A 20,510-nucleotide genomic window follows, 5' to 3' on the forward strand; every position below is an offset into this window, starting at 1 on the left:
ATGAAGATTCTGATTGAACCCGTCAATTCCGACACTCTGGCATTTCTGGATACAGCACTGAACCAACTTTCCACCGGGATGGGCGACACACACCGAGCTGGGGCGGCCACGCTGCAAACCGCGCTGTTTGGTGAATACCCCGTCTGTCACGCGATGATTGCGCGCCATGCAGATGGGGCCACCCCGTTGGGCGCTGCGCTTTTTTCCCCGGTCTTTTCAACAGTAAGGGGCTGTGCGGGCGTCTATGTTTCTGACCTGTGGGTATCGCCAGAAATGCGAGGTCAGGCGCTTGGAAAGCAATTGCTGGCAAAGGTAATTAAATACGCCGAGGATCTCTGGCAGGCAGGCTATATCCGGCTGGCGGCCTATAATGACAATGCTCCGGCCCTGGCCTTTTATGAAAAGCTGGGCTTTGAAACCGTAACTGGTGAAACCGGGCTGGCCCTGTCGGGCGCGCCGCTCAGGAAGCTGATGGGGATGTGAATGAAAGCCTTTTTTGATGACCGCCAGAGCAAGCATGATCCAAAGCATTTCATGGCCAATGGCGCGGTGCTGCCCAGCCCTGAGCAGCCCGAGCGTATCAATCGCCTGCGTGCCGGGGCCGAAGCGGCGGGGTGTGTTTTCGAGGCCCCCGAGGATTTTGGCCTTGGGCCAATCGCTGCGGTGCACTCGCCTGAATACATCGCCTTTCTGCAGAACATTTACAGCCGCTGGCGCCGGATTGACGGTGCAGGCGACGAAGTGATCCCGAATATCCACCCCGCCAATCGCAGTGATGGCTATCCTAAATCCGCCGTGGGGCAGGCCGGCTATCATCAGGCCGACACCGCCTGCCCAATTGCCGAACATACGTGGGAGGCAGCCTATTGGTCGGCCCAGTCCGCCATCGCCGGGGCAGATTGTCTGGCCAGTGGCGCGCCGGCATATGTCCTGTCGCGCCCTCCGGGGCATCATGCCTTTGGTGATCTGGCGGGTGGTTTTTGTTTCCTGAACAACTCGGGCATCGCTGCCGAACGGCTGCGTGCCAAGGGCTTGCGCCCTGCCATTCTGGATGTGGATGTGCATCATGGGAATGGCACTCAGGGCATGTTCTATGAACGGGCAGATGTGTTGACCGTTTCGCTCCATGCCGATCCTGAACGGTTTTATCCGTTCTTCTGGGGCTTTGCGCAGGAACGCGGGGCCGGGCCCGGGTTGGGGTACAACCTCAACCTGCCGCTGCCACGCGGCACCGGAGACGATGACTATCTCAAGGCCCTGCAAACTGCTTTGATGCGCATTCAGGCGTTTGGCTGTGATGCTTTGGTGGTGGCGCTTGGCCTGGACGCCCATGTCGACGACCCGTTCAAAGGACTGGCCATTTCCACCCCCGGTTTCGCGCGGATTGGCGCCGCCATAGCCAGAGTGGGCATACCAACGCTTTTCGTCCAGGAGGGCGGCTATCTGTCCGAGGCTTTGGCCGATAACCTGACCAGCACCCTATCGGGGTTCCAAAACGCATGAGCACCTCACCCGACATAATCGTTATCGGCGGAGGTATCGCTGGAATCAGTGCTGCCGCCGCATTGGCGCAAGATGCGCGCGTGACCGTGCTCGAGTCCGAACCACAGTTGGGCTATCATTCCACCGGGCGCTCGGCCGCCATCTTCATCCGTAATTACGGTAACGCAACCCTGCGTGCCTTGAATGCCGCAGCCTATCCCGCCCTTGCAGGCGATCTGCTGGGCGAAAGCGTGCTGTCGGTGCGCGGTGAATTGCTGGTGGTTCAGGAGCACGAGCTTGATTCCCTAGCCGACTACTTAAAGGGCGCCTCGGATGTCGATCAGCTGACAGCGGATGAGGCGCATGCACTCGTACCCGTGCTGCGCCGGGAAAAAATTGCGGCGGCCGTGATCGAGCGGGATGCACAGGATATTGATGTCGATCGTCTGCTGCAGGGTTGCAACAGGTTGTTGCGGGATCGCGGCGGCACGGTTCTAACAGGTCAGCCCGTGACCGATATCCAGCAGAACGGCACGGGGTGGCGTGTGACCACCCGCGACAATGATTTCACCACGGGTATCATCGTGAATGCCGCCGGGGCCTGGGCCGATCACGTTGCGGCCATGGCAGATGTGCCAGGCGTCAATCTGCAACCTATGCGCCGATCTGCCGTATTGATGGCGGTGCCCGATGATGTTGGGCCGGTCCGGGACTGGCCGCTTTTCGGGTCGGTTTCGGAAGGGGGCCAGGGCTGGTACGCCAAACCCGATGGGAATCGGCTGATGATCTCGCCAGCGGACGAAGACCCGGTCGACCCGCAGGATGCCTGGCCCGATGACATGGTGCTGGCGGAAGGGTTGTATCGGTTTGAACAAATGGTGGATGTGCCGATTGTCAAACCCTCGCATAGCTGGGCCGGGCTGCGCAGTTTCGCCCCCGACAGAACGCCGGTTGTGGGCTTTGACCCTGCAGCCCATGGATTCTTCTGGCTTGCGGGGCAGGGCGGTTACGGCGTCCAGACGTCTCCGGCCCTTGCCGCATTGACGCGCGCCATTTGCACCGGGGCCCAGGATGATCTTACAGAAAAAATGGCTGCTTCACTGTCGCCCAATCGATTCCGATAGTGATCGATCTGCAAAAAGCTGGAAATGCCATCAACTTCAACATCATCAAACCGCGGTAAGCTTCTGGAGATGTTAAGATTATTGGCTCCGGCGGTAGGGATCGAACCTACGACCAATTGATTAACAGGGGATTGGTCTACGGTGGGAGGTAATCGGGTTAGATCGGTGATCGTGTTGTAAATATAAGGTAAATACGGCTCTGCAACAAAAAACAAGTTGGTCATAATCGCATTAGATCGTATGTAATCGGTGATTAATGTTGCAGAGGATGTTGCAGAATGGCCCGATTGGAAACGAACCTGACTTCCCGACCCGCAATTGCGAAGATCAAAAACCCGCAGGCAGGCACCGACTTTTATTCGCACAAAGGCGATGCCTTGAAGGGGTTGCGCCTTGCTGTTGGAGCGCGAACGAAGGTGTGGATTTTGTCGAAGCGGATCGGCGGCAAGGTGCGGTCAATTAAACTCGGTGACTGGCCGGAAGTCGTAAACGGCGACAAGGCATTGATCATTGCACGCGACAAGATCGAGGAACTTGAGACAGGCACAGACGCGAAGGCGACAAACATCGCGACACTTCACGACGCCTTCGAGTCCCATGCCGCCCAGTCAGATGCAAAACCTGAGACCGTCGCGAACTACAGGCTCCAGATAGCAAACCACCTCGACGACTTGTTCTCGAAACCAGTGGAGCAGATCACGTTACCAATGATGGAGGCCGCAATCAGCGGCAAGACCGTCTCGACGGCAAAGCACCTCGTTCAGATCATCAAAATGGCATTCCGCCGTGCCTCAATTGTCCGCCGCTGCTTTGACGTGTCTGCTGACCTCAAGGTGAAAGGCGCGAAGAAATACAAACCGTCGAACAACGTGAAGTTTGATCCGGCGGAGCAATGGCCTGCAATCGACCTGATCTTCGAGTGCAACAGCCTTGTGCATCGAACAGCGTGGCTGCTGATGCTGTTCACGGGTTTCCGTTCGATCAATGTCCGCACGCTAAACTGGGATCAAGTCGATCTCGACAAGAAGACAATCAAGCTGACCGCCATGAAGAACGGCCTCGACCGCACATTCCCGATCTCAGACGTTGTGTGCGCGGCGCTGACGCGCCTTCCGCATCGCGAGGGGTTTGTGTTCCCTGCTGACACACCCCGGTCAAACACGGGCCATATCGGCCAGCTTGCGGCCCGGACTCGCGGTGTTGAGAAATACCACGGTAAGGAACGCCCCATGAAGGCATTGCGACAGCATGATTGCCGCCGCCTGTTCACTACCGCTGCCCGCCGCGCCCGACTTCCTGAATACGTTATCGACGAACTGCGCGGTGACACGGCGAAGAAGGTTCAAGACATTTACGACCAAGGTTCGGCCAACCACGGCGACGCAAACCTGATCGCCGAACGCATCTGCACCGAATGCGGGATAACACCTGCTTTCGTACTTGAACGGATCAAAAGCGGCGCATAATGATGCAATTCTAATACGCCCCATCTCACACGCGTCCTTCCGTGAGATGAGGCCGTGGTGCAGAGGTCAGGATTAACGCCCGTCGCGGGCCTTAAGCAAATGCGATCCTGAGCGCGAAGGCATAAGCACCCGGTCGAAGGCAACGCCACGAAAGGCGAATCCTTTGACTACTCCATCAGACGAAATCCGCGCTTTACGCGATACTGTCGGTCAATTGGCCGATCAACTGACCCGCATCGGTGTCGGTCCAAAACTCATGACAACGCCCGAATGCGCCGAATTTCTTGGCGTTGGGAAAGACGTCATGTTCGAGTGGCGGAAAAGCGGAGAGGGGCCTCCCTACCTGCACATCACCGCCCGCACCCTCAGATATGACCGTGACGCTGTGCTTGAATGGGCACGGTCGCACGAAGTGAAGTAACCGGAGCGAGGGTCGAGTCCCCGCTCCGGGTTAGGCGTGTCACGAAGTGTTTGGAATAACTGCTTTATAGCAGTTTTCGCAGTGCGCCAAAACCACGGTTTGAGGTGATTGACCACGCTCTCTTAGGAAAGAGAGAATAGTAATGGAAGAAATCGAAAAGCTCCGGCAGATCACGCAACTTGCGGGTCCAGGCTATTCGGAATTGAAGCGGCGGGACGGCAAGAAAGCCTATTTCGCCGCCGATGGTGAGATCACCGACAATGTGATCCGCGCCCACCTTGATGGTTCGCAGCCCATCGGGATCAATATGAACGTCGGGGACGACAAATCCCACTTCGCCGTGTTCGATCTCGATGACCATGACGGCAAGTATGAGTCAGGGGTTATGCGGAAACGGCTCGGCTATATCGCCGCCGCCTTGCACCAGATGGGCATACCATACTTCGCTGTTCGGTCCGGTGGCGGGCGCGGTTATCACTTGTGGATTGCCTTTGAGAATGCGGCCCGCATGGATACCGTTCGAGGCCGGATGCGTGATGTGCTCGAAACTGCTAACCGAATCCTCGGCCAATCCCCGTGGGCGCACGAAAAATTCGTGCCTGACGACGGTCAGGGCAAAGGAATGTTCCACGACACGGAACAGGTTTGGAAGCGGTCAGGCCGACCTGATCGACCAGATATTACCAAAATCGAACACCACGTAGAATTGCTGCCAAAGGGCGGCAAACGGCCAGTGGTTGCGTTGCCCCTCGCACTCAAAAGCATCGTCCTCACGCCCACGCAGATCGACGATACGGGCGCGATGCAGTTCGTCGAAGGCGGCGAGATCGTCCTCCGCAAAGCACAACCTCAAAAGACCGGGCCAAAGGGCAGTCAGCGGACGAAGGCTGTCGATTTGGATGCGGCTTTGCAGGCGTTCATGAAGGCACGACCCGGCGGTGGTTACAAAGGTTGGTCCGATGCCGGTTTCAATATCTTTGGCGCGTTCGGCGAAGACGGTCCCGAGCATTGGCTGACCTACTCAAAGGAAACCGACGGTTTCGTTTCCGAGAAGGACGTGCTCGACAAGTGGGCGGACATTGCGAAGGCCGGGACGTGTGGGCCGGAGCCGTTTTGGGCCTATGCACGGGCTGGTGGTTACGCTGGCGGTCTGCCCGACGATGTTCAGCTTGGCCGCAAAGGTGATCAGGCCAAAGTAATCCTCGACGATGTGGTGAACTCACTCAAACTGTTCCGCGATCCTGACGGCACGGCCTATGCCCGTGTTGGCCCACGGCGTATAATGCGGATCGACTCGATCGAGTTTGCGGATTGGCTGCGCCGAACCGCCTATGCAAGCGGCGTGACGCCCAGCCAGGAGCAGATCAACCTCGTCGTCGGTATTGCGCGAGCACACGCCTACGAGACGGTCGAAGATGTGTATCTACGGGTCGCACGGAAGGATGGCATCATCTACGTCGATCTGTGCGATGCTGACGACCGCATCTTGGTCATCTCAGCCGACGGCATTGACCTGATTGATGGTGACGATGAAAGCCCGGTTGTGTTCCGCCGGTCTCGGCAGTTGCCTATCGAGGTGGCCACGGGATCGCTCCAAGACATCCGCTCAATGGTCAACATGGATGATGACCAGTTCGTTGTCTTCATGGCCTGCGCCGTCAAAATGTTCTTTCCCGATACTCCATCACCCATCGTCAATCTGATCGGTGAATATGGTTCGGCCAAGACTTCAACCACGCGGGTGTTGCGCTCGCTGATTGATCCAGTTTCCGCGATGGTCGCTCCGGGCAGTGACAGGGCTGACGACGTTTTGATCCGCGCTTGGCACAACTACGTGCTGACCCTCGAAAACATGTCCGACCTGACGAAACTTTCGGACACCCTCTGCGGCATCACAACGGGCATGGGATTTGAGGTTCGGCAATTGTTTACCAATGGCGATCTGTTTTCGATCTGGGTGCGCCGCCCGGTGATCGTCAACGGCATCGACCCGTCGAAATATGCGGCTGACCTGATCTCACGGATGGTCGAAATCGAACTGGAAAAGCCTGAAAAGCGAATGCTCGAATCCGAGTTTGAGCAGCAGTTGGCCGAATCCGCACCTCGTATGTTCATGGGTGCTGTCGGCCTTGTCGTCGAAGTGTTGAAGGTGTTGCCGAAAATTGACCCGCATGAGTTTGCGGAGAATGTACGGCTGGCCGAGTTCGGGGCGATTGGCGAGGCGACAGCCCGTGTTCTCGGCAAGGAACCCGGCTGGTTCATCGACATGATGGTTGAGGCTCAAGACATTGCGCAGGACGAAGCGGCGGATGACTCGGCAACCATGCAGGCTTTAGAGTCGTTTCAGGAGCCGGTGGCGCGGCGGGGCAAGTTTTGGGGCACGCCTCAAGAATTGCTTTTAGAGTTGCAGCAATCTGCGGAGATGATTGGCTTGAACGTATCCCGGTTGCCAATGACAGCGGCGACGTTGAGTAGGGAGTTGAACCAGCTCAAGCCATCGTTGAGGAAGCGTGGGTGGGAGGTCGACAAGAAGTCACGGAAGTGGCGGCTTGTTCCTCCGCCTGAGATTTCGGCGGATGAGATCGCTGCGATGTGATCGAGATGAGCTAATGATCCTAGTCTGGTTCTTGGGCATCCTTGCCTGCAAGCTTGTGGCGGGCGTCCTGTTCCCTGTCATAGTAGTGAATTCGCCAATGCCTCCGACCAAAACCGCCAGGCGGTCGAGCAGTCAAGTCGAACACTTCCGCCTGATCAAATCGACACACAATCTCTTCGTCCATCTCGTGTCTACTCTCAACACAAACCATGAAAGTACCTTGTGAAGTCAGCAGGATGTTGCCCTTCTCCCTGAAGGCATCTTCTGGTGTACCGATCTGGCCGTAGGGAGAGAGCAACCAATCGGTTCCGTAGCTCAAAACTTCATTGCCTTTTGGGTATGGGCAAAGCCGGTAAAGTAACGTTTGGTCATTCGAAGTGAGGACTAGAAACTTTCTTTCTCCACTTTCGTCTTGGATGCACAGACCCGCAGTATTTTCACCGCGCCCAAGAAGCTCGAGGAATTCGCAATGTGAGCACTCTCCGAACGTTTTGACTTCCGTCTTCGGGAACAATTCCATAATTCGCCTCTTTCAAATCCGCATTTCCTGCTTACCGTTTAACAGGCTCGGATTGGGAAGTGAATCAAAGGATGTGCAGGCATTACAGGGTGTGCAACCATTTCGGGCGGTTTCAGCCATAGAGGTATGTTTATTGGTTGGTTGGTGAATGTTGACCGACCAACCAACTAATTTTTCCCACTATAAGTGAGCGCATGTAATCCCTGTATTCCATGTAATCTTGATGGTAGGTGCCTCCGCGTCTCTGCCTACCTCCCCTCGCAATCTCCGCCTAACTTGATGCGAGCCGGTCGCAACTTGGCTCCTGCAAACCCGGCAATTGATCAGCAATCAACCGCAGACAGCTTCTAACCGATTCTTCTCCAAGTGGTTTTGTGCAAGCCATGTTGCAGAATTGGTTTGCTCTGCAACACAGGCAAGTAAGTGAGTGAAAAGGTCAGTTACTTATGGGCAGTAAGTGACAAAATGGGTCAGAAATGGTACGGGACAGAAACCCGATCACTGCGCGTTGATATTCACTATGCAAACAACCTGCCGTTCGCTGCTGGCGCAACTACAACGCATCCTAGTCAATTCTCCGGGAAATACTCATCAAGCAACCGTTTTAGAGCGTGAATACGTTTCACACCTCTATTTGGGGTCGTTATCGAATTCAAGGGATGGGTAATACTAGCAAGAGGATGAGTGATGCTTCTGAGCGGATGGCTAATGCTGTTTAAAGGATGAGAAATCGAATTGATTGGATCCATCGGCGATGAATTCCTCTTTGCATCTTCGACAACCAACCAAAATTGGTCAATAACTGTGCTCACGTTGAACCCCTGTCCAAGAATTTCCTATTGAATGACATAAACGCATGGCGTGTCGAAGGCCACTGGTAAGTTTATACTGCATAAGCGGAATGGGAACATTTTCCTGTGGTGGGGTTGAGCTCCAACCCGGTCATGTGACGGCCTGATCGGCACCCAATTCTCCCTAAACGCCACCTCATTCCCCAGAACATCGTCCCCAAGCCAGGTGATACGAATCATCTATCGGACCCTGCAATGAAACAGTGCGCCCAAGGTGGTCCGATTGCTTCTTTGGCCCTTGGGCGCGCATCATCACAAGAGACGATCAATGCAGATCAGCGCAACTATCAAAGACGGCACAGCCGACCTGACCGTTACCACCGTTTCGAGCAGTTCACATCTGGAGATCAAAGGCGCAGACCAGCTTGCCGACGACCTGGAACAATTTCTGAGCGATCCCGATGCCACTGCCGTTGAACGCCATTACCGTATTGTGCCCACAGATACAGGCCTGAGCGTGCAGGTGCAGCTTGGTGGGTTCATCATCCCGTGGCAGTACATCATGACCGTTGTGAACGCCCTGCGCGTTTGATGCACCGCCCATCGTCCCCAGAAGAACGGTTGGTCACTGCGATAATCATGCAGGCCTATCGCGACCTTTTTACCCCTGTCCGAGACGCGGCCAGCCCGTCGATTGTCACACAGTTAGATCAGGATCAGGCAATATATTTTCTTACGGACACCCATGGACGGTTCGCCCGACACCGCAACTCCTTGTGCAGCCTGATCGGTTGGGACGGTGATGTTCTGGCCGAACGCATTCGTGCGATGATGGATGGCGACGATTTCACCCATCCCAACGGCGAGCCATCACCCGACAGCCTCAAGCGACACGCGGACGCCGCCGAGCGTGTACGGGCGCGGTATCGCCACCTTAAAAAACCGCGCGACAAAGGCAAAACACCTGCTTCTCCGGTCGGCAATCTGATCGCTGCCGAATAAATTCAATTTGAGCGCATCGGTGCGTCGCCTTTTGATGTCCAATCAAACAAAGAGCGATGGCGCACCACGGCATCGCTCTTTTGTTTGGACAGAAAAGGAATGACCAATGCCCGACGATACAACGGCTGCCCTGCAAGCCCTCATCAAGCAGGTTGAAACGCTCACAACTACCGTCACAGATCAGCAAAAGCGGATGGACAGCCTGCACGACTTCAACGGTCGCGTACTGGACGAGAAAAAGGACATGCAGCGCCAGCTTGAACAGCAAGCCGCCTCCGACAAGAAGTGGGCGGACATGGGTTACGAACGCGCGCCCGATGGCAACTACTATCCGAAAGGAACAACCCCCAAACACAGCCTGACGCGTGAAGAAGCCCGCGACCCACAGAAGTATCGCGCAGCAAAAGCAGCAGCGGAAAAGGCTGGTGCGACACTCACAATCACCGATCCCAATAAGCCCGAAGACGCCCACCATCGTGGTCGCCCGGAAGTGGACACATCCCATTCAACCACCCTCGTCAAAGACGACGATCAACGGGTCGCCTATATGCGCCGTGATGTGATGGGATCAGACGCTACCCAGTATCGGAAGCTGCGCGCGGACGGGTTCACTGTGCAATCGTGGGACCAGCCCGATGACCTGCCGCAGCACATGCAGGCGAAACTCGTGGAAATGGAAAAAGCCCATGACGCCTGAGGATCGTGCAACCTTGGAATGGGCCTATCGCGTCGGGCTGGGTTTTTCCGCTGAGGACGAAGTGGTCGTTCTGCGCGACTTGAGCATTATCATCCCCAGCGAGCGCATGACGTTGGACCCGTCAAGCAGCCCGCATGATGCACTTTTGGTCGCCCTTGCACAGGCGATGAAGCTCCACCTGACCGGCGTCAATTTTGGCAAGTTGCGCCTCGATCTCATCGCGGCTGGCATGGGGAAAGAGGCGGCAAATAGCGTTCATGATCATTTGGTAGATATCTCCGTTGAGGAATGGGATCGGCTGCGAGAGCGGATCAATTGGTACGGCGACGATAACGGCGACCCCATCGCCGCCTCAACCAAAGCATCAGGAGACACCTGATATGGCCGGGAACAAAGGCTCTGGACGCCGCGCTGTAATCGATATGCGCCCGGACAAGAACGAGATCGTGAAAATGATCATCAAGCGCGAACTCGGGACGCCGGACAGCATCCCATATGGGGACATTGCCAGGCGCATCGGCGTCAATTTCACCACCATCGAACGTTATCGCAAAGACAAGATCACGGAGGAAATGCGCCGGAAAGTCATGGCCGATCTGAGGGTCCAAGATGCGGAGGCAGACACTGCCATTCTCAACGAAGATCGCATGGACGTTGGGCGCACCTATGACAGCCTCGCGCGCCGGGTTGAGAAGCTGATCACGAAGGCCGAGGAAAATGAAGACGATGGGTTTGCGCTTGCCGCGATGGAGGGACTCAGAAAAATCCTTCGCGACATCGCCACGATGCACGGCAAAATGAGTCAGGAATTGACCGTCACCCAGTCTCTCGCCACCTCCCCTGAGTGGGTAACCGTCAAAAATATTCTTCGCGCCGTCTGCGACGAGGTGCCGGAAGCACGCGAACCGCTACTTCGGCACATGCGCCACAACGTCCTTTCGGTCACGAAAGAGGAGTCGATCCTATGACCCATCGCGATTTTGAAGGCTGGGACGAATACAACCGCCGCTTCACAGCAGCCACTGAAGCGGGTCATCCCGAATGGGTGCGACTTGCCGCAACCAACAAAGAAGCAAATGGCGAACGTCCGTACTTCACAGGCCGGGAGTGCAAACACGGGCACATTTCGCCACGATACAAAAGCAGCAAGTGCATGGTGTGCGGACTCCATGGCCTTTGATGCGCTTCTCCCTTGGTGTGAAGACCTAGAACGACAGCTCGACCCGGCCGCGCGGCTGGCACACTGGATCGGTCATGAACCCGACGCATGGCAGATCGAGGCGTTCACGACGAGGGCAACAGAGATTGCCCTACGTGTAGGACGACAGGCGGGTAAAACGTCTGTGCTGGCCGCGCGCTCGGTCGAAGAATTGCACATCCCGGAATCGCTGACCATCTGCGTTGCCCCAGCAGAGCGGCAGGCCAAGATCATCGCCCGCGAAATTGGGCGGCAGTTGAAGCGGACGGATTTGGTGATAACGCGATCCACGTTGACCGAACTCGAAATGTCGAACGGCGCGCGTGTCGTCGCGCTGCCGTCTACATCGGACACCATTCGCGGTTATCCGTCGGTGTCATGCCTGATCATTGACGAGTGCGCCTTTCTCCAAGGAGAGGGCGGTGGGGAAGACCTGATTGCGGGCGTCCTGCCGATGTTGACCACGCAAGGGCAGGTGTATTTTTCCAGCACTCCTGCGGGGAAAAACAACTTCTTCGCGAAGCTGTTTCTGGATGCGAAACCCGGTGATGGCGTGCACCGCATCGTCGTCAAAGGGACGGAAATCCCACGGTTGAAAGACAAAGTGGAGCGGATGCGTAGGACTCTTTCCGCGACGAAATTCCGCCAAGAAATCGAATGTGAACTCCTCTCTGATGGTCACGCGTATTTCGATCTCACAATCATCGAACAAGCGACAAGCACAAAGGAGGTTGCAATATGTCCGATATTCTAGAACCCCAACTCGACCTACACTTCTTGCCCAATGGTGAGGTGGTGAATGAGACAAACCAAGACCCCGCCATCCCGCGCGTCACCGGCTACCAACGCTATTGGGTGTCCGCTGACTTGGGTCAGGCTCATGACTGGAGTGCCGCCGTTGTTATCAAGGACCAAGCTTTGCCCATCGTTGACGACGGCAAGGTGATTATCGGGCCGCGTGAAAGGACGGTCGTTTATGCCGACCGCTTTCGCGGCGTTTCCTATGTCGATGTGGTCGATTACCTGATCCGCCTGCGCAACGCGCCGCCTTTCGGTGGCAAGTCGGAGTTGGCTATTGATGGAACATCAATTGGCCGCGTCGTCTCGGATTTGCTCTGGGATCAAAGCGTTGACCACAAAGCGGTACAAATGACGGGCGGTCAGGATTGGGCGAAGAAAGGCGCGCGGTATGTGAATGCGGGCAAGACATTCATGATAGAAAACCTCGCCGTTCTGTTTGCCTCAGGAGACATCAAGTTCGCTGCTGACTGCCCTCTGCGCGACGAAATCGAAGCTGACCTTGCATCGTTCGCCACAACGACAACGGCGGCGGGCAATCAGATCATCACGCAGTCACGCTCCGAAGGCGGGCATGGGGACCTGGGTATCGCACTGATCCTCGGCGGGTTTGCGTCACAATACTTGCACGCCGGTCTCCCCGTGCAACAATCCCTTCGCGGATGGTCCTAAGCACTTCCTTTTAAGCCCACTTTCCAAGTAACCCCACTTGCGGGCGGTCACCTGGTGGAATGCTGGCTGGCGAAAGAATGAAGATCATAACATTCATCTTCGCATTCGGATCGTTTGGGCAATTCTCGACCAGATCGAACAGTGAATTTGCCAATTCCGCGGCGGCAAAAACGTCGTTACAGCCCGACGCCTGAATTAACTCCATGCCGGGACCATCGCTTGCTATTGGAAGACCGGGATAGGTATCTCTCAGCGCACCAATCATCGCAGCAAGTCGGGCATTAATGCCAAGCTGACGCTGCAATGCGTCGGGTTTCCGCGCAAGCGAGCGCAATTCATCGAAAGCAGAAACCAAAGTATTGGTGACGTCTGCGGCGGCATCGGTTTCTGGCGCTCGTCGCCGTTTGAACATACCAAACATCTGGAGCCCTCCTGGGGCTGATTTAACCGGGTTTGTTATGGCACGTTAACAGCAGCGGGTGCAGCGGGTGCCATATCTGCGATGAAGCGACTCGCCTGCAAGACAGCCGTTCCATAGTTGACATAGGCGGGCGCGATTCCGGCCTTCATCGCATCCGCAAGGGGCATTTCTTGCGCGTAGGTCAGGATCAGTGTTCCGGGCTTCCCATTAGCAGGGTCCGACTTGACACGCGTTATCCCGACAAAAAAGAGCCTGCGCTGTTCTTCATCGTAGTGCTGGCGTTCAAGAGGCGTTAGCACATTCTTTGGCGCTCTCGGCAGAAGTCCATTTACGCAGCCCGAGATGATAGTGACGGGTGAACTAAGACCTTTGCTCTTGTGCAAGCTCATAATTCGGACCTCTTGGACGTCTGTCGGAATCTCCGGCTGGGTTATAGCCGCTACCAACTCGCCAACGAGTGAAGGGGCATCTATGGTCGGATCGGCCGCGATTACTGCTACGGCGATCTCACGCAGTTCGCGCGTGTCTGCCTGCCCCGCTGGGAACAAGATATCCACGACTGAGGCCAAGTCGGGCAATGCCGTCAATGCACTCAGTTCCGCGACGAGTGCGGTGAAGGCGGTTACGATTGGTCCGGTGTAGGGTAGGTGCAGAATACCAGCACTCAACTGACTGAAAACCTGCCACGGCGACATGCCGTTTGCTTCGCAGTGGTTCCTAACGCGCTTGTAACCCGCCGTATGGAAGTTGTTCCCATCCTTACCGACGAGCCAGCGAAGGGCGACTCGGTCATCCTGATTTGCAAAAAGTTTGAGCAGTGCGAAAGCCCGCTGTGCCTCCTCTTTTTCCAACTCAGACTCGGTATACTCTGAACGGGCGGGAACGCCGCCGGCAAGTAATGCCTCGTAGATCGGCGTACCGACTGCCCGACTTTGTGCAAGCACCAACACGTCGCCAGCAGGAGTGCCCGCAGCAAGCATCTGTTGGATTGTTGCCACGACTCCCGCCACTTCGGCGTTCAGGTTGGGATACTGGACGATACTGACGACCCCTGGACCTTTTGCCGCCAGCGGAACAAGCGAGCGTGGCACTGGGCGATGAACGTTGTGAGCGATGAGAGCGTTTGCCATATCGACCACGCGCGTCGGACAACGATGGCAATCGACAAGGCCGATATCGACTGCTCCGGCATTCACCACGAGCCAGTCACGGATTCCGTCCGGGTGGGCGTGCTTGAAACTGTAGATCGACTGATCATCGTCACCCACAATGCAAACATCAGCCGCATTCGAAAGCAGTTCAATAATAGCCTGCTCGGCTTTGTTGAGGTCTTGGTATTCGTCCACTAGAATGTGGTTGAACTCGGCTCGTTCAGGCGCGCCGGGGTTGGTTGATAGGTACCGATAGATTTCCGGGATCACTTCACCAATAAGCATAGCCTCGTGAAAGCCCAACCATCCCAGAAGGTCATACTGAAATATGGCATCCTCAGGTGAGGGTGCGTAGCCCGGTACTTGGTTGTTAAGCCGTGCCCATGCCCCCTCATACGCCTGCCGCCGGGCTTCGACTGCTTTCTTCCCGCCGTGCGCAGCCATTAAGTCGCAGATCATCGCGTCCGACTCGAACTTGTTCAGAGGACGCGGGATGCGACCAGTTGCGGCAAGTACGTGGTTCCGCGTCAACATGCGCAAGGCGAGGCTGTGCAACGTGTGAGCGTTCAGGGCATCGCAGCCGGGAACACCCATGCCGACCAGTTCTCGGTGCAGGTCTTGCGCTGCGACCCGCGTGAACGTCACTGGGAGAATAAGGTCGGGCGCGACTCCAGTTTCCAGCAGGCGAGCGACCCGGCGCTTCATCGCATACGACTTACCTGTTCCAGGTCCCGCTACAACGCGAACGCGTGCATTTGTCGTCGATGCAATGTTGTGTGCCGGTGTTCCCGGCGTTAATCCATCAAACCAAGCCAACCTATTGTTCCCCAAAGCACCGAATGATTCTGCAACACATCTCTAAGTAGAGGCGGGCGAGGATTTTAGCAATGTCGAGAGAAAGTTGAGCGTAACACCAGGTGTTTATTCTGAGGCGTTCCCCAGCTTGGGTCCGAGATACTGGATCGCCGCATCATTGTTGCCGCGACCCGCGATAGCAGCCGCGACTCGGCGCAGGTTGCGTTGAGTCACGGTCGCGCGGAAGCGAGCACCCACGGGCGGGTCGGGAAAACCTCCCGGATGATGGTAGACGTGGTAGAGTCGCGTCTCATCCTTAAAGCGCATCTTCCGCAGGAGCGGTTTGAGTTGCGAATAGAACATGATCGTTTCGGCGGCGGTGTTGGGGTGATCCGAGAAAAGCTTCCAGAGGTCATTTTCATCCAATACGCCGTTCTCGGTATCCCATTCGATCTTGTTCATGGGGATGCCCTTGGGCTGGGCCTGACAGTCACCGGACGAAGCGGACGGATGCGGTTCGAAAAGTCGAGGCGATAGGTCTCGAATGCTTCCCGCACTCGTTCAATGATACGGGTGCGGGTTTCCTCGCGCGATGGGCGCTCGGGTGCCACGACCGCGCGGCGACATTTCAAGGTGACATAGACAAACTCGTCGTCTGCCTTGGTCTCATCCACAGCCCAGCCATCAGGTAGTTTTGCCGCGAGAGCCGCTTTCGCCTTCGCGATTTCGTCTGCCTTGGTCGGCGTATCGGCTGCCCGTAGAGCGGCTTGCTCCTTCGCGGCCATTGCCTCACACGCCGGAACTAGGACAGGGGCGATCTCGCCCGTCTCGTCGAACGTCTGAACCGCCTGCTTGATCTCGTCTCTGTTCGCCCGCAGGGACAGCAGCTTATTTCTTAAGGCTACAAGTTGCGACAACAGCTTCTTGCGGTCACGCTCAGCTTCCCTGATCTCGCTGTCCGCCTCTTGGATCGTAGTCGAGAAGAGGTCATCGAATGCCGGGTTGTGCTCGCCGGTCAGCAACCTTTGAATCTGCTGCTCGGGTGACTCGCCGTCTGGGTGATAGAAGAAGCCGTCGCGAATCTCACCCATCGAACTGCCCCATTTCAGGAGTGTCCAACGTCGCCGTGCGCTCGATCAGCAGTCCCTTGCCATGGGCATGGCGAAAGCAGACGGGCGAAATAGAGAAGTCGATCTCGTCGGCAATGCGGATCATGCCCAGGAACGCATGGCGGTCGAAACGCATAATGCGAGTGGCGTTGTTCAGGAAGGGGGCGGTGCTTTCGTGGGTCCACGTTTTGCCGTTGCTGCTCATCCGCGACACGGCCGACTGTCCATTGATGAACAGGTCTGCTGCCAACTTCTTGTCGCCGTGCATCCGCCGCAAATCGCGCCGCGTCGTGTTCGTTACCTCAACCCCTTGGGTGAATGGTTGGTAGTGAGTAAACGCTTCATCTACCATCTGTCGGTGCGTGCTGCCGGGTATCAAATTGTGCAGACGGACGAAGAATTCCTGTTCGTCTTGCCACCGAAAGCACAAATCGGTGCGGTGAACAAATACCTCGGTAGGTGGTGCTCCGAAAGCTTCAAGCGTTCTGATCACATCAGGACTGAACCAGAAATCAGGAAGTTCCAGACTTCCCGCGTCATACTCAATGACTAGGCTGGTGGTCAAAACGAATAGCTTGCCTGCAAGTAGCCCCACTTGCTTCTCGAAGTCCTTGCCGCGCGGCTTGACGAGGGGACGCAGGAAGGCGAGGCCGTTCACGAAGTCAGCGGACAGCGCGTAGCGATCACCGTTCACCGGAATTGGCGAGAGCGGGTGGCTATAGGGCCGCATGTTTTCGAGGCGCTGCAACATGCCTTCGGTGGATAAAGCCCTGATGTGTCAGGACTTAGGCGCGATCTTGGTGACAATGGGCGACTCTGCAACATGTTTAAACGTCGAGAGCGCAATGTTGCAGAGTTGTTGCAGAATGATGGTCATCACCCGTGAGGATGATCTGCCAAAGTCGCCTAACATGTTGTGATTATTAGGTTTTTTTGGCTCCGGCGGTAGGGATCGAACCTACGACCAATTGATTAACAGTCAACTGCTCTACCGCTGAGCTACGCCGGAACACGAGGTGCCGTATAACAATCAGGTTGGGCCGCGTCCAGAGGGATTATGACAAAAATTTTGATGTGCCTTACTCGCATGAGCCGATGTTTTCAAAAACGGATTCCGCGGTCAGTGCAGTCCGTGTGTCCACGAGGCTTTTTCCTTTCAGATCAATCAGGTGGGCCAGAACATTTCGGGTTGCTGCAGGAATCAGAGCTGTGGGCGTGTCGGTATAAATCGCTTTTGCCAGTGTGCTCGCTGTTGCCGGTCCCTTACTCAGATGTTTGAGGATTTCAGCTTCACGTGAACGGCGATGGTTCATCAGCCACTCAAGCCGTGCTTTCGGGTTGGTAACCGGCGCGCCATGACCTGCGTGCAATACACAGGCCTGCATGTTCAAAAGGCGGGCGCAGGATGCCATGAAGCAGGTCAGGTCTCCGTCCGGGGGCGAGACAAGAGAACTGGCCCAACCCATGACCAGATCCCCCGTGAAAATGATGTCATCCATCGCAAAGCACAGGTGATTTCCGAAATGTCCCGGGGTCCAATGGGCGGTCAGCCGCCAATCTTTTCCGGATACAACAGCGCCATCCGTCAGCGTGATATCCGGGGTGAAGTCCTGGTCCACCCCCTCGCCACCGCCCATCAGGCCAGTGTCGGCCAATTCAGTCATTACCGCGCTGCGACCCGCCGATGCCGTCCCAAAAGCATGTACACGCGCCCCGGTTTTTTCTGCCAGCACAGGAGCCAGTGGAGAATGGTCTAAATGAGCGTGGGTGACAAAAATATGGGTTATATTCTGCTCGGGGCGCAAGGCGCGCAGAATTGCCTGCAAATGCGCCGGATCGTCGGGGCCCGGATCAATGACTGCAAGATCTGTTGTTCCAATCAGGTAAGTGTTGGTTCCGCGAAATGTCATCGGCGACGGGTTCGGCGCCAGAACACGGCGAATTCCATGACCCAGGTCTTCTGGAACGCCCACCAACGGATTGAAATCTTCTGCTGTCTGCATTGCACTTCCTCTCGGGTCCCGGCATCGCTAGGTTTAGCGCATGAACTTCCTATGGCTCAAACCTTATATGCCACGCAGCTTGTACTGGAGGGCGCTGCTTATCCTGCTCTTGCCGGTGATCAGTTTGCTTTTGGTGGTGTCCGTCGTTTTTATCCAGCGCCACTTTGAAGGGGTGACCCAGCAAATGACCCGTTCGGTCAGCCGCGAGGTCAGGGTTCTGTTAGGGGACACCACGCTTTCGGTCGAGGAAATAGCGCGGCTTCCCATGGCGCAAACGCTGGAGATTGATGTGCGTCCTCTTGCATTGGCGGATGTGCCACCAGATAATCTGCGACGCTGGTATGATTTCACCGGAATCGTTGTCATCCGGGAATTCACCCTTTTGTTTCCCAATCTGCTGGCGATCGATTTACCCGATAACACCACGGTAAGACTGTATTTTGAACGCGACGGCGCCGCTGTGGAGCTGGAGTTTGATCGACGGCGGGTATCGGCACGCAATCCGCATCAGTTGCTGGTGAACATGGTCTTTTTTGGCGTTGTGATGACGATAATTTCCTATTTGTATCTGCGCAACCAGCTGCGTCCGATTACCCGGCTTGCGGCTGCGTCCGAAGCATTTGGGCGCGGTCGTCACGTTCCCTACCGGCCATCGGGTGCAGTCGAGGTTCGGGCTGCAGGCAATGCCTTTGTCGATATGCGGGCCCGTATCGAGCGCCAGATCGAGCAGCGTACCCTGATGCTGTCCGGGGTCAGCCATGACCTGCGTACACCGCTTACACGTCTTAAGCTCGGCTTGTCCCTGCTGGACGATGCCGAACGTGAACAGATGCAGCAGGATGTGGCTGATATGGAGCGGCTGCTGGACGAATTTCTTGACTTCGCCCGGGGCGCGCAGGAAGGCGAACCCGAAGCTGTGGACCCGATCGCTCTGGTCCAGCAGATTGTCGAAGATAGTGCGCGCGCCGATATCAATGCCACTTTGGTTGAGGTCAGTGGCGAAGGCACAGTAATGCTGCGTCCGGGGGGCATCCGCCGGGCGATTGAGAATTTGATTAACAATGCTGTACGATATGGAACACGCGCCGAAGTCTCTGTCACACTGACCGAAAAATCCCTGAGAATCAGGATCGAGGATGATGGGCCTGGCATTCCACCGGATCAGCGGGAAGAGGCGTTGAAGCCTTTTACGCGGCTTGATCCCGCGCGAAATCAGAATAAGGGGACAGGCGTCGGATTGGGTTTGTCGATCGCGACTGATATCGCGCGTGCGCATGGGGGTACTTTGCGGCTTGGCGAAAGTACGCGCTTGGGCGGATTGCGCGCCGATATTGTGATTGCAAGGTGAACAGGTGCGGTGAAATGGTAGTGCGCGCAGTCTCAAGCTATCCAGTCTCGGCGCAATTTCCCTGGAAACAGGGAATTTACAGGGAAATTCTGCGAATTTAGCCTGAAACCGACTGATTTTGATAATTTTGCCCCTGAATATCGACGTAATAACAGGCGTTTACGGACCAATTCCCTGTTCTTTTGATAACAGGGAATTAATTCGACCAAACAGTGAATTTTTCAGGGATTAACAGGGAAAGCCCATGCGGTAACAGGGAAGGCGCTGGCGCTTATCGAAAACCCGGCATGTTCAGTTCTTTCAAGCTGCCGCTATCGTCTTCATCGTCGTCGGCATCTGCCAGATCCGCCAAAAGCAATGTGACAGCGTGGCCGTTATTGGCCACACGTGTTTGTTCAAACAACTCGACATCTGACCGGCTCAACCAGGCAAGCGGGTTGGTTTCCGTGACGCTACTAAATCCTTTAGCGCCATTGGCTACAATTTTACCGGCCAGGCTGAGGTGGGGCAGCCGTTCGCCACGCTTGCAGGTGATCCACGGAAACCTACTGCTTTTGACAGAATACCGAACTTGACCATTTCGCGACCAAACCGCCGCCAGGCATTCTTCCCTGCGATCGATCATGCGTCGGATTGTTGCCTCCAGGCTGACGTTTAGATGATCGCGCAGCCGCTGTGCATCTTTCAGATCAGGATCCTGGGAAAGCAACGGATCGAACAGTTTGAACGGTGCAAGCAAATTGATGGCGAACGCGTTCGCCTCTGACTCCTGTCGGTATTGGCGTTGGCTGTCTGACGTCAGCGCTTATGGGTCCAAATAGGGTGATTTGATAAGGGAGTGTTCTTGGCTCATCGTAACCACTGAGGAGTGGACGATGAGAAAGACAACTGGAACCCGCAAAAGCCCTGGCGAGAA

Annotated in this window: 23 protein-coding genes and 1 tRNA gene; 15 read left to right on the top strand and 9 right to left on the bottom strand. The window is 56.0% G+C overall.

The features are described from left to right. The 6 genes from PEL8287_RS18285 (at position 1) to PEL8287_RS18310 (ending at position 7,089) form a co-directional block, all read left to right on the top strand. Entirely contained in the window at positions 1-483 is a 483-nt protein-coding gene (locus PEL8287_RS18285; RefSeq protein WP_085893885.1) for a GNAT family N-acetyltransferase, read from the top strand. Beyond that, a complete protein-coding gene (locus tag PEL8287_RS18290) occupies positions 484-1,503 on the top strand; it encodes a histone deacetylase family protein (RefSeq protein WP_085893886.1) in 1,020 nt (339 codons plus the stop codon). Further along, a complete protein-coding gene (locus PEL8287_RS18295; protein WP_085893887.1) occupies positions 1,500-2,606 on the top strand; it encodes an NAD(P)/FAD-dependent oxidoreductase in 1,107 nt (368 codons plus the stop codon). Before PEL8287_RS18290 ends, PEL8287_RS18295 begins: the two co-directional genes overlap by 4 nt. A gap of 278 nt (positions 2,607-2,884) precedes the next feature. Beyond that, positions 2,885-4,072: a tyrosine-type recombinase/integrase gene (locus tag PEL8287_RS18300; RefSeq protein ID WP_085893888.1), complete on the top strand. Its 1,188-nt coding sequence runs from the start codon at positions 2,885-2,887 to the stop codon at positions 4,070-4,072. Between the two features lie 163 nt (positions 4,073-4,235). Beyond that, a complete protein-coding gene (locus PEL8287_RS18305) occupies positions 4,236-4,493 on the top strand; it encodes a helix-turn-helix transcriptional regulator (RefSeq protein ID WP_139837861.1) in 258 nt (85 codons plus the stop codon). Positions 4,494-4,635: 142 nt separating this feature from the next. Continuing rightward, entirely contained in the window at positions 4,636-7,089 is a 2,454-nt protein-coding gene (locus PEL8287_RS18310; RefSeq protein ID WP_085893890.1) for an AICE element replication initiation protein, read from the top strand. A 19-nt stretch (positions 7,090-7,108) separates the two neighbouring features. Here PEL8287_RS18310 and PEL8287_RS18315 read toward each other — a convergent pair whose 3' ends face one another. After that, positions 7,109-7,609 (bottom strand): hypothetical protein, encoded by a 501-nt coding sequence (locus PEL8287_RS18315; protein ID WP_085893891.1) that lies wholly within the window; start codon positions 7,607-7,609, stop codon positions 7,109-7,111. 1,119 nt (positions 7,610-8,728) lie between these two features. Between PEL8287_RS18315 and PEL8287_RS18320 the strand changes: the two genes are divergently transcribed. From PEL8287_RS18320 to PEL8287_RS18355, 8 genes are all read left to right on the top strand, one after another. Further along, a complete protein-coding gene (locus tag PEL8287_RS18320) occupies positions 8,729-8,992 on the top strand; it encodes a hypothetical protein (RefSeq protein WP_085893892.1) in 264 nt (87 codons plus the stop codon). Between the two features lie 29 nt (positions 8,993-9,021). Next, positions 9,022-9,402: a hypothetical protein gene (locus PEL8287_RS18325; RefSeq protein WP_139837862.1), complete on the top strand. Its 381-nt coding sequence runs from the start codon at positions 9,022-9,024 to the stop codon at positions 9,400-9,402. A gap of 106 nt (positions 9,403-9,508) precedes the next feature. Next, positions 9,509-10,099, top strand: a complete 591-nt coding sequence (locus PEL8287_RS18330; protein WP_085893894.1) for a hypothetical protein — start codon at positions 9,509-9,511, stop codon at positions 10,097-10,099. Next, positions 10,089-10,478, top strand: a complete 390-nt coding sequence (locus PEL8287_RS18335) for a hypothetical protein (RefSeq protein WP_085893895.1) — start codon at positions 10,089-10,091, stop codon at positions 10,476-10,478. The genes PEL8287_RS18330 and PEL8287_RS18335 overlap by 11 nt, the downstream gene beginning before the upstream one ends. Before the next feature lies 1 nt (position 10,479). Continuing rightward, positions 10,480-11,067 (top strand): hypothetical protein, encoded by a 588-nt coding sequence (locus tag PEL8287_RS18340; RefSeq protein WP_085893896.1) that lies wholly within the window; start codon positions 10,480-10,482, stop codon positions 11,065-11,067. After that, the gene (locus tag PEL8287_RS18345) at positions 11,064-11,279 is read left to right on the top strand and encodes a hypothetical protein (RefSeq protein ID WP_085893897.1); all 216 of its coding nucleotides are present in this window, start codon (positions 11,064-11,066) and stop codon (positions 11,277-11,279) included. The genes PEL8287_RS18340 and PEL8287_RS18345 overlap by 4 nt, the downstream gene beginning before the upstream one ends. Beyond that, positions 11,269-12,051 carry a terminase large subunit domain-containing protein gene (locus PEL8287_RS18350; protein WP_085893898.1) on the top strand — a complete coding sequence of 261 codons (783 nt, stop codon included), beginning with the start codon at positions 11,269-11,271 and terminating at the stop codon, positions 12,049-12,051. The genes PEL8287_RS18345 and PEL8287_RS18350 overlap by 11 nt, the downstream gene beginning before the upstream one ends. After that, positions 12,036-12,767, top strand: a complete 732-nt coding sequence (locus PEL8287_RS18355) for a hypothetical protein (protein WP_085893899.1) — start codon at positions 12,036-12,038, stop codon at positions 12,765-12,767. Before PEL8287_RS18350 ends, PEL8287_RS18355 begins: the two co-directional genes overlap by 16 nt. Before the next feature lie 10 nt (positions 12,768-12,777). Here PEL8287_RS18355 and PEL8287_RS18360 read toward each other — a convergent pair whose 3' ends face one another. From PEL8287_RS18360 to PEL8287_RS18390, 7 genes are all read right to left on the bottom strand, one after another. Further along, on the bottom strand, positions 12,778-13,188 hold the full coding sequence (locus PEL8287_RS18360; RefSeq protein WP_085893900.1) for a hypothetical protein: 411 nt from the start codon (positions 13,186-13,188) through the stop codon (positions 12,778-12,780). A 35-nt stretch (positions 13,189-13,223) separates the two neighbouring features. Then, entirely contained in the window at positions 13,224-15,155 is a 1,932-nt protein-coding gene (locus PEL8287_RS18365; RefSeq protein WP_176228695.1) for an ATP-dependent helicase, read from the bottom strand. A gap of 105 nt (positions 15,156-15,260) precedes the next feature. Continuing rightward, positions 15,261-15,596 carry a hypothetical protein gene (locus PEL8287_RS18370; protein ID WP_085893902.1) on the bottom strand — a complete coding sequence of 112 codons (336 nt, stop codon included), beginning with the start codon at positions 15,594-15,596 and terminating at the stop codon, positions 15,261-15,263. Beyond that, complete coding sequence (locus PEL8287_RS18375) at positions 15,593-16,225, bottom strand: hypothetical protein (protein ID WP_085893903.1); 633 nt, start codon at positions 16,223-16,225, stop codon at positions 15,593-15,595. The genes PEL8287_RS18370 and PEL8287_RS18375 overlap by 4 nt, the downstream gene beginning before the upstream one ends. Continuing rightward, positions 16,218-16,994, bottom strand: coding sequence for a hypothetical protein (locus tag PEL8287_RS18380; protein WP_085893904.1), 777 nt, complete (start codon positions 16,992-16,994; stop codon positions 16,218-16,220). The genes PEL8287_RS18375 and PEL8287_RS18380 overlap by 8 nt, the downstream gene beginning before the upstream one ends. Before the next feature lie 183 nt (positions 16,995-17,177). Beyond that, positions 17,178-17,252: transfer RNA gene (locus tag PEL8287_RS18385), tRNA-Asn, on the bottom strand. A 70-nt stretch (positions 17,253-17,322) separates the two neighbouring features. Continuing rightward, complete coding sequence (locus tag PEL8287_RS18390) at positions 17,323-18,246, bottom strand: MBL fold metallo-hydrolase (RefSeq protein WP_085893905.1); 924 nt, start codon at positions 18,244-18,246, stop codon at positions 17,323-17,325. Positions 18,247-18,286: 40 nt separating this feature from the next. Here PEL8287_RS18390 and PEL8287_RS18395 point away from each other — a divergent pair, with 40 nt between their 5' ends. Then, entirely contained in the window at positions 18,287-19,594 is a 1,308-nt protein-coding gene (locus PEL8287_RS18395; protein WP_085893906.1) for an ATP-binding protein, read from the top strand. Between the two features lie 271 nt (positions 19,595-19,865). Here PEL8287_RS18395 and PEL8287_RS18400 read toward each other — a convergent pair whose 3' ends face one another. Further along, positions 19,866-20,333, bottom strand: a complete 468-nt coding sequence (locus PEL8287_RS18400; protein ID WP_085893907.1) for a hypothetical protein — start codon at positions 20,331-20,333, stop codon at positions 19,866-19,868. Positions 20,334-20,510 lie beyond the last annotated feature (177 nt).

Origin of the sequence: Roseovarius litorisediminis, assembly GCF_900172295.1 — a bacterium.
In the GTDB taxonomy this organism is placed as follows: Bacteria; Pseudomonadota; Alphaproteobacteria; order Rhodobacterales; family Rhodobacteraceae; genus Roseovarius; species Roseovarius litorisediminis.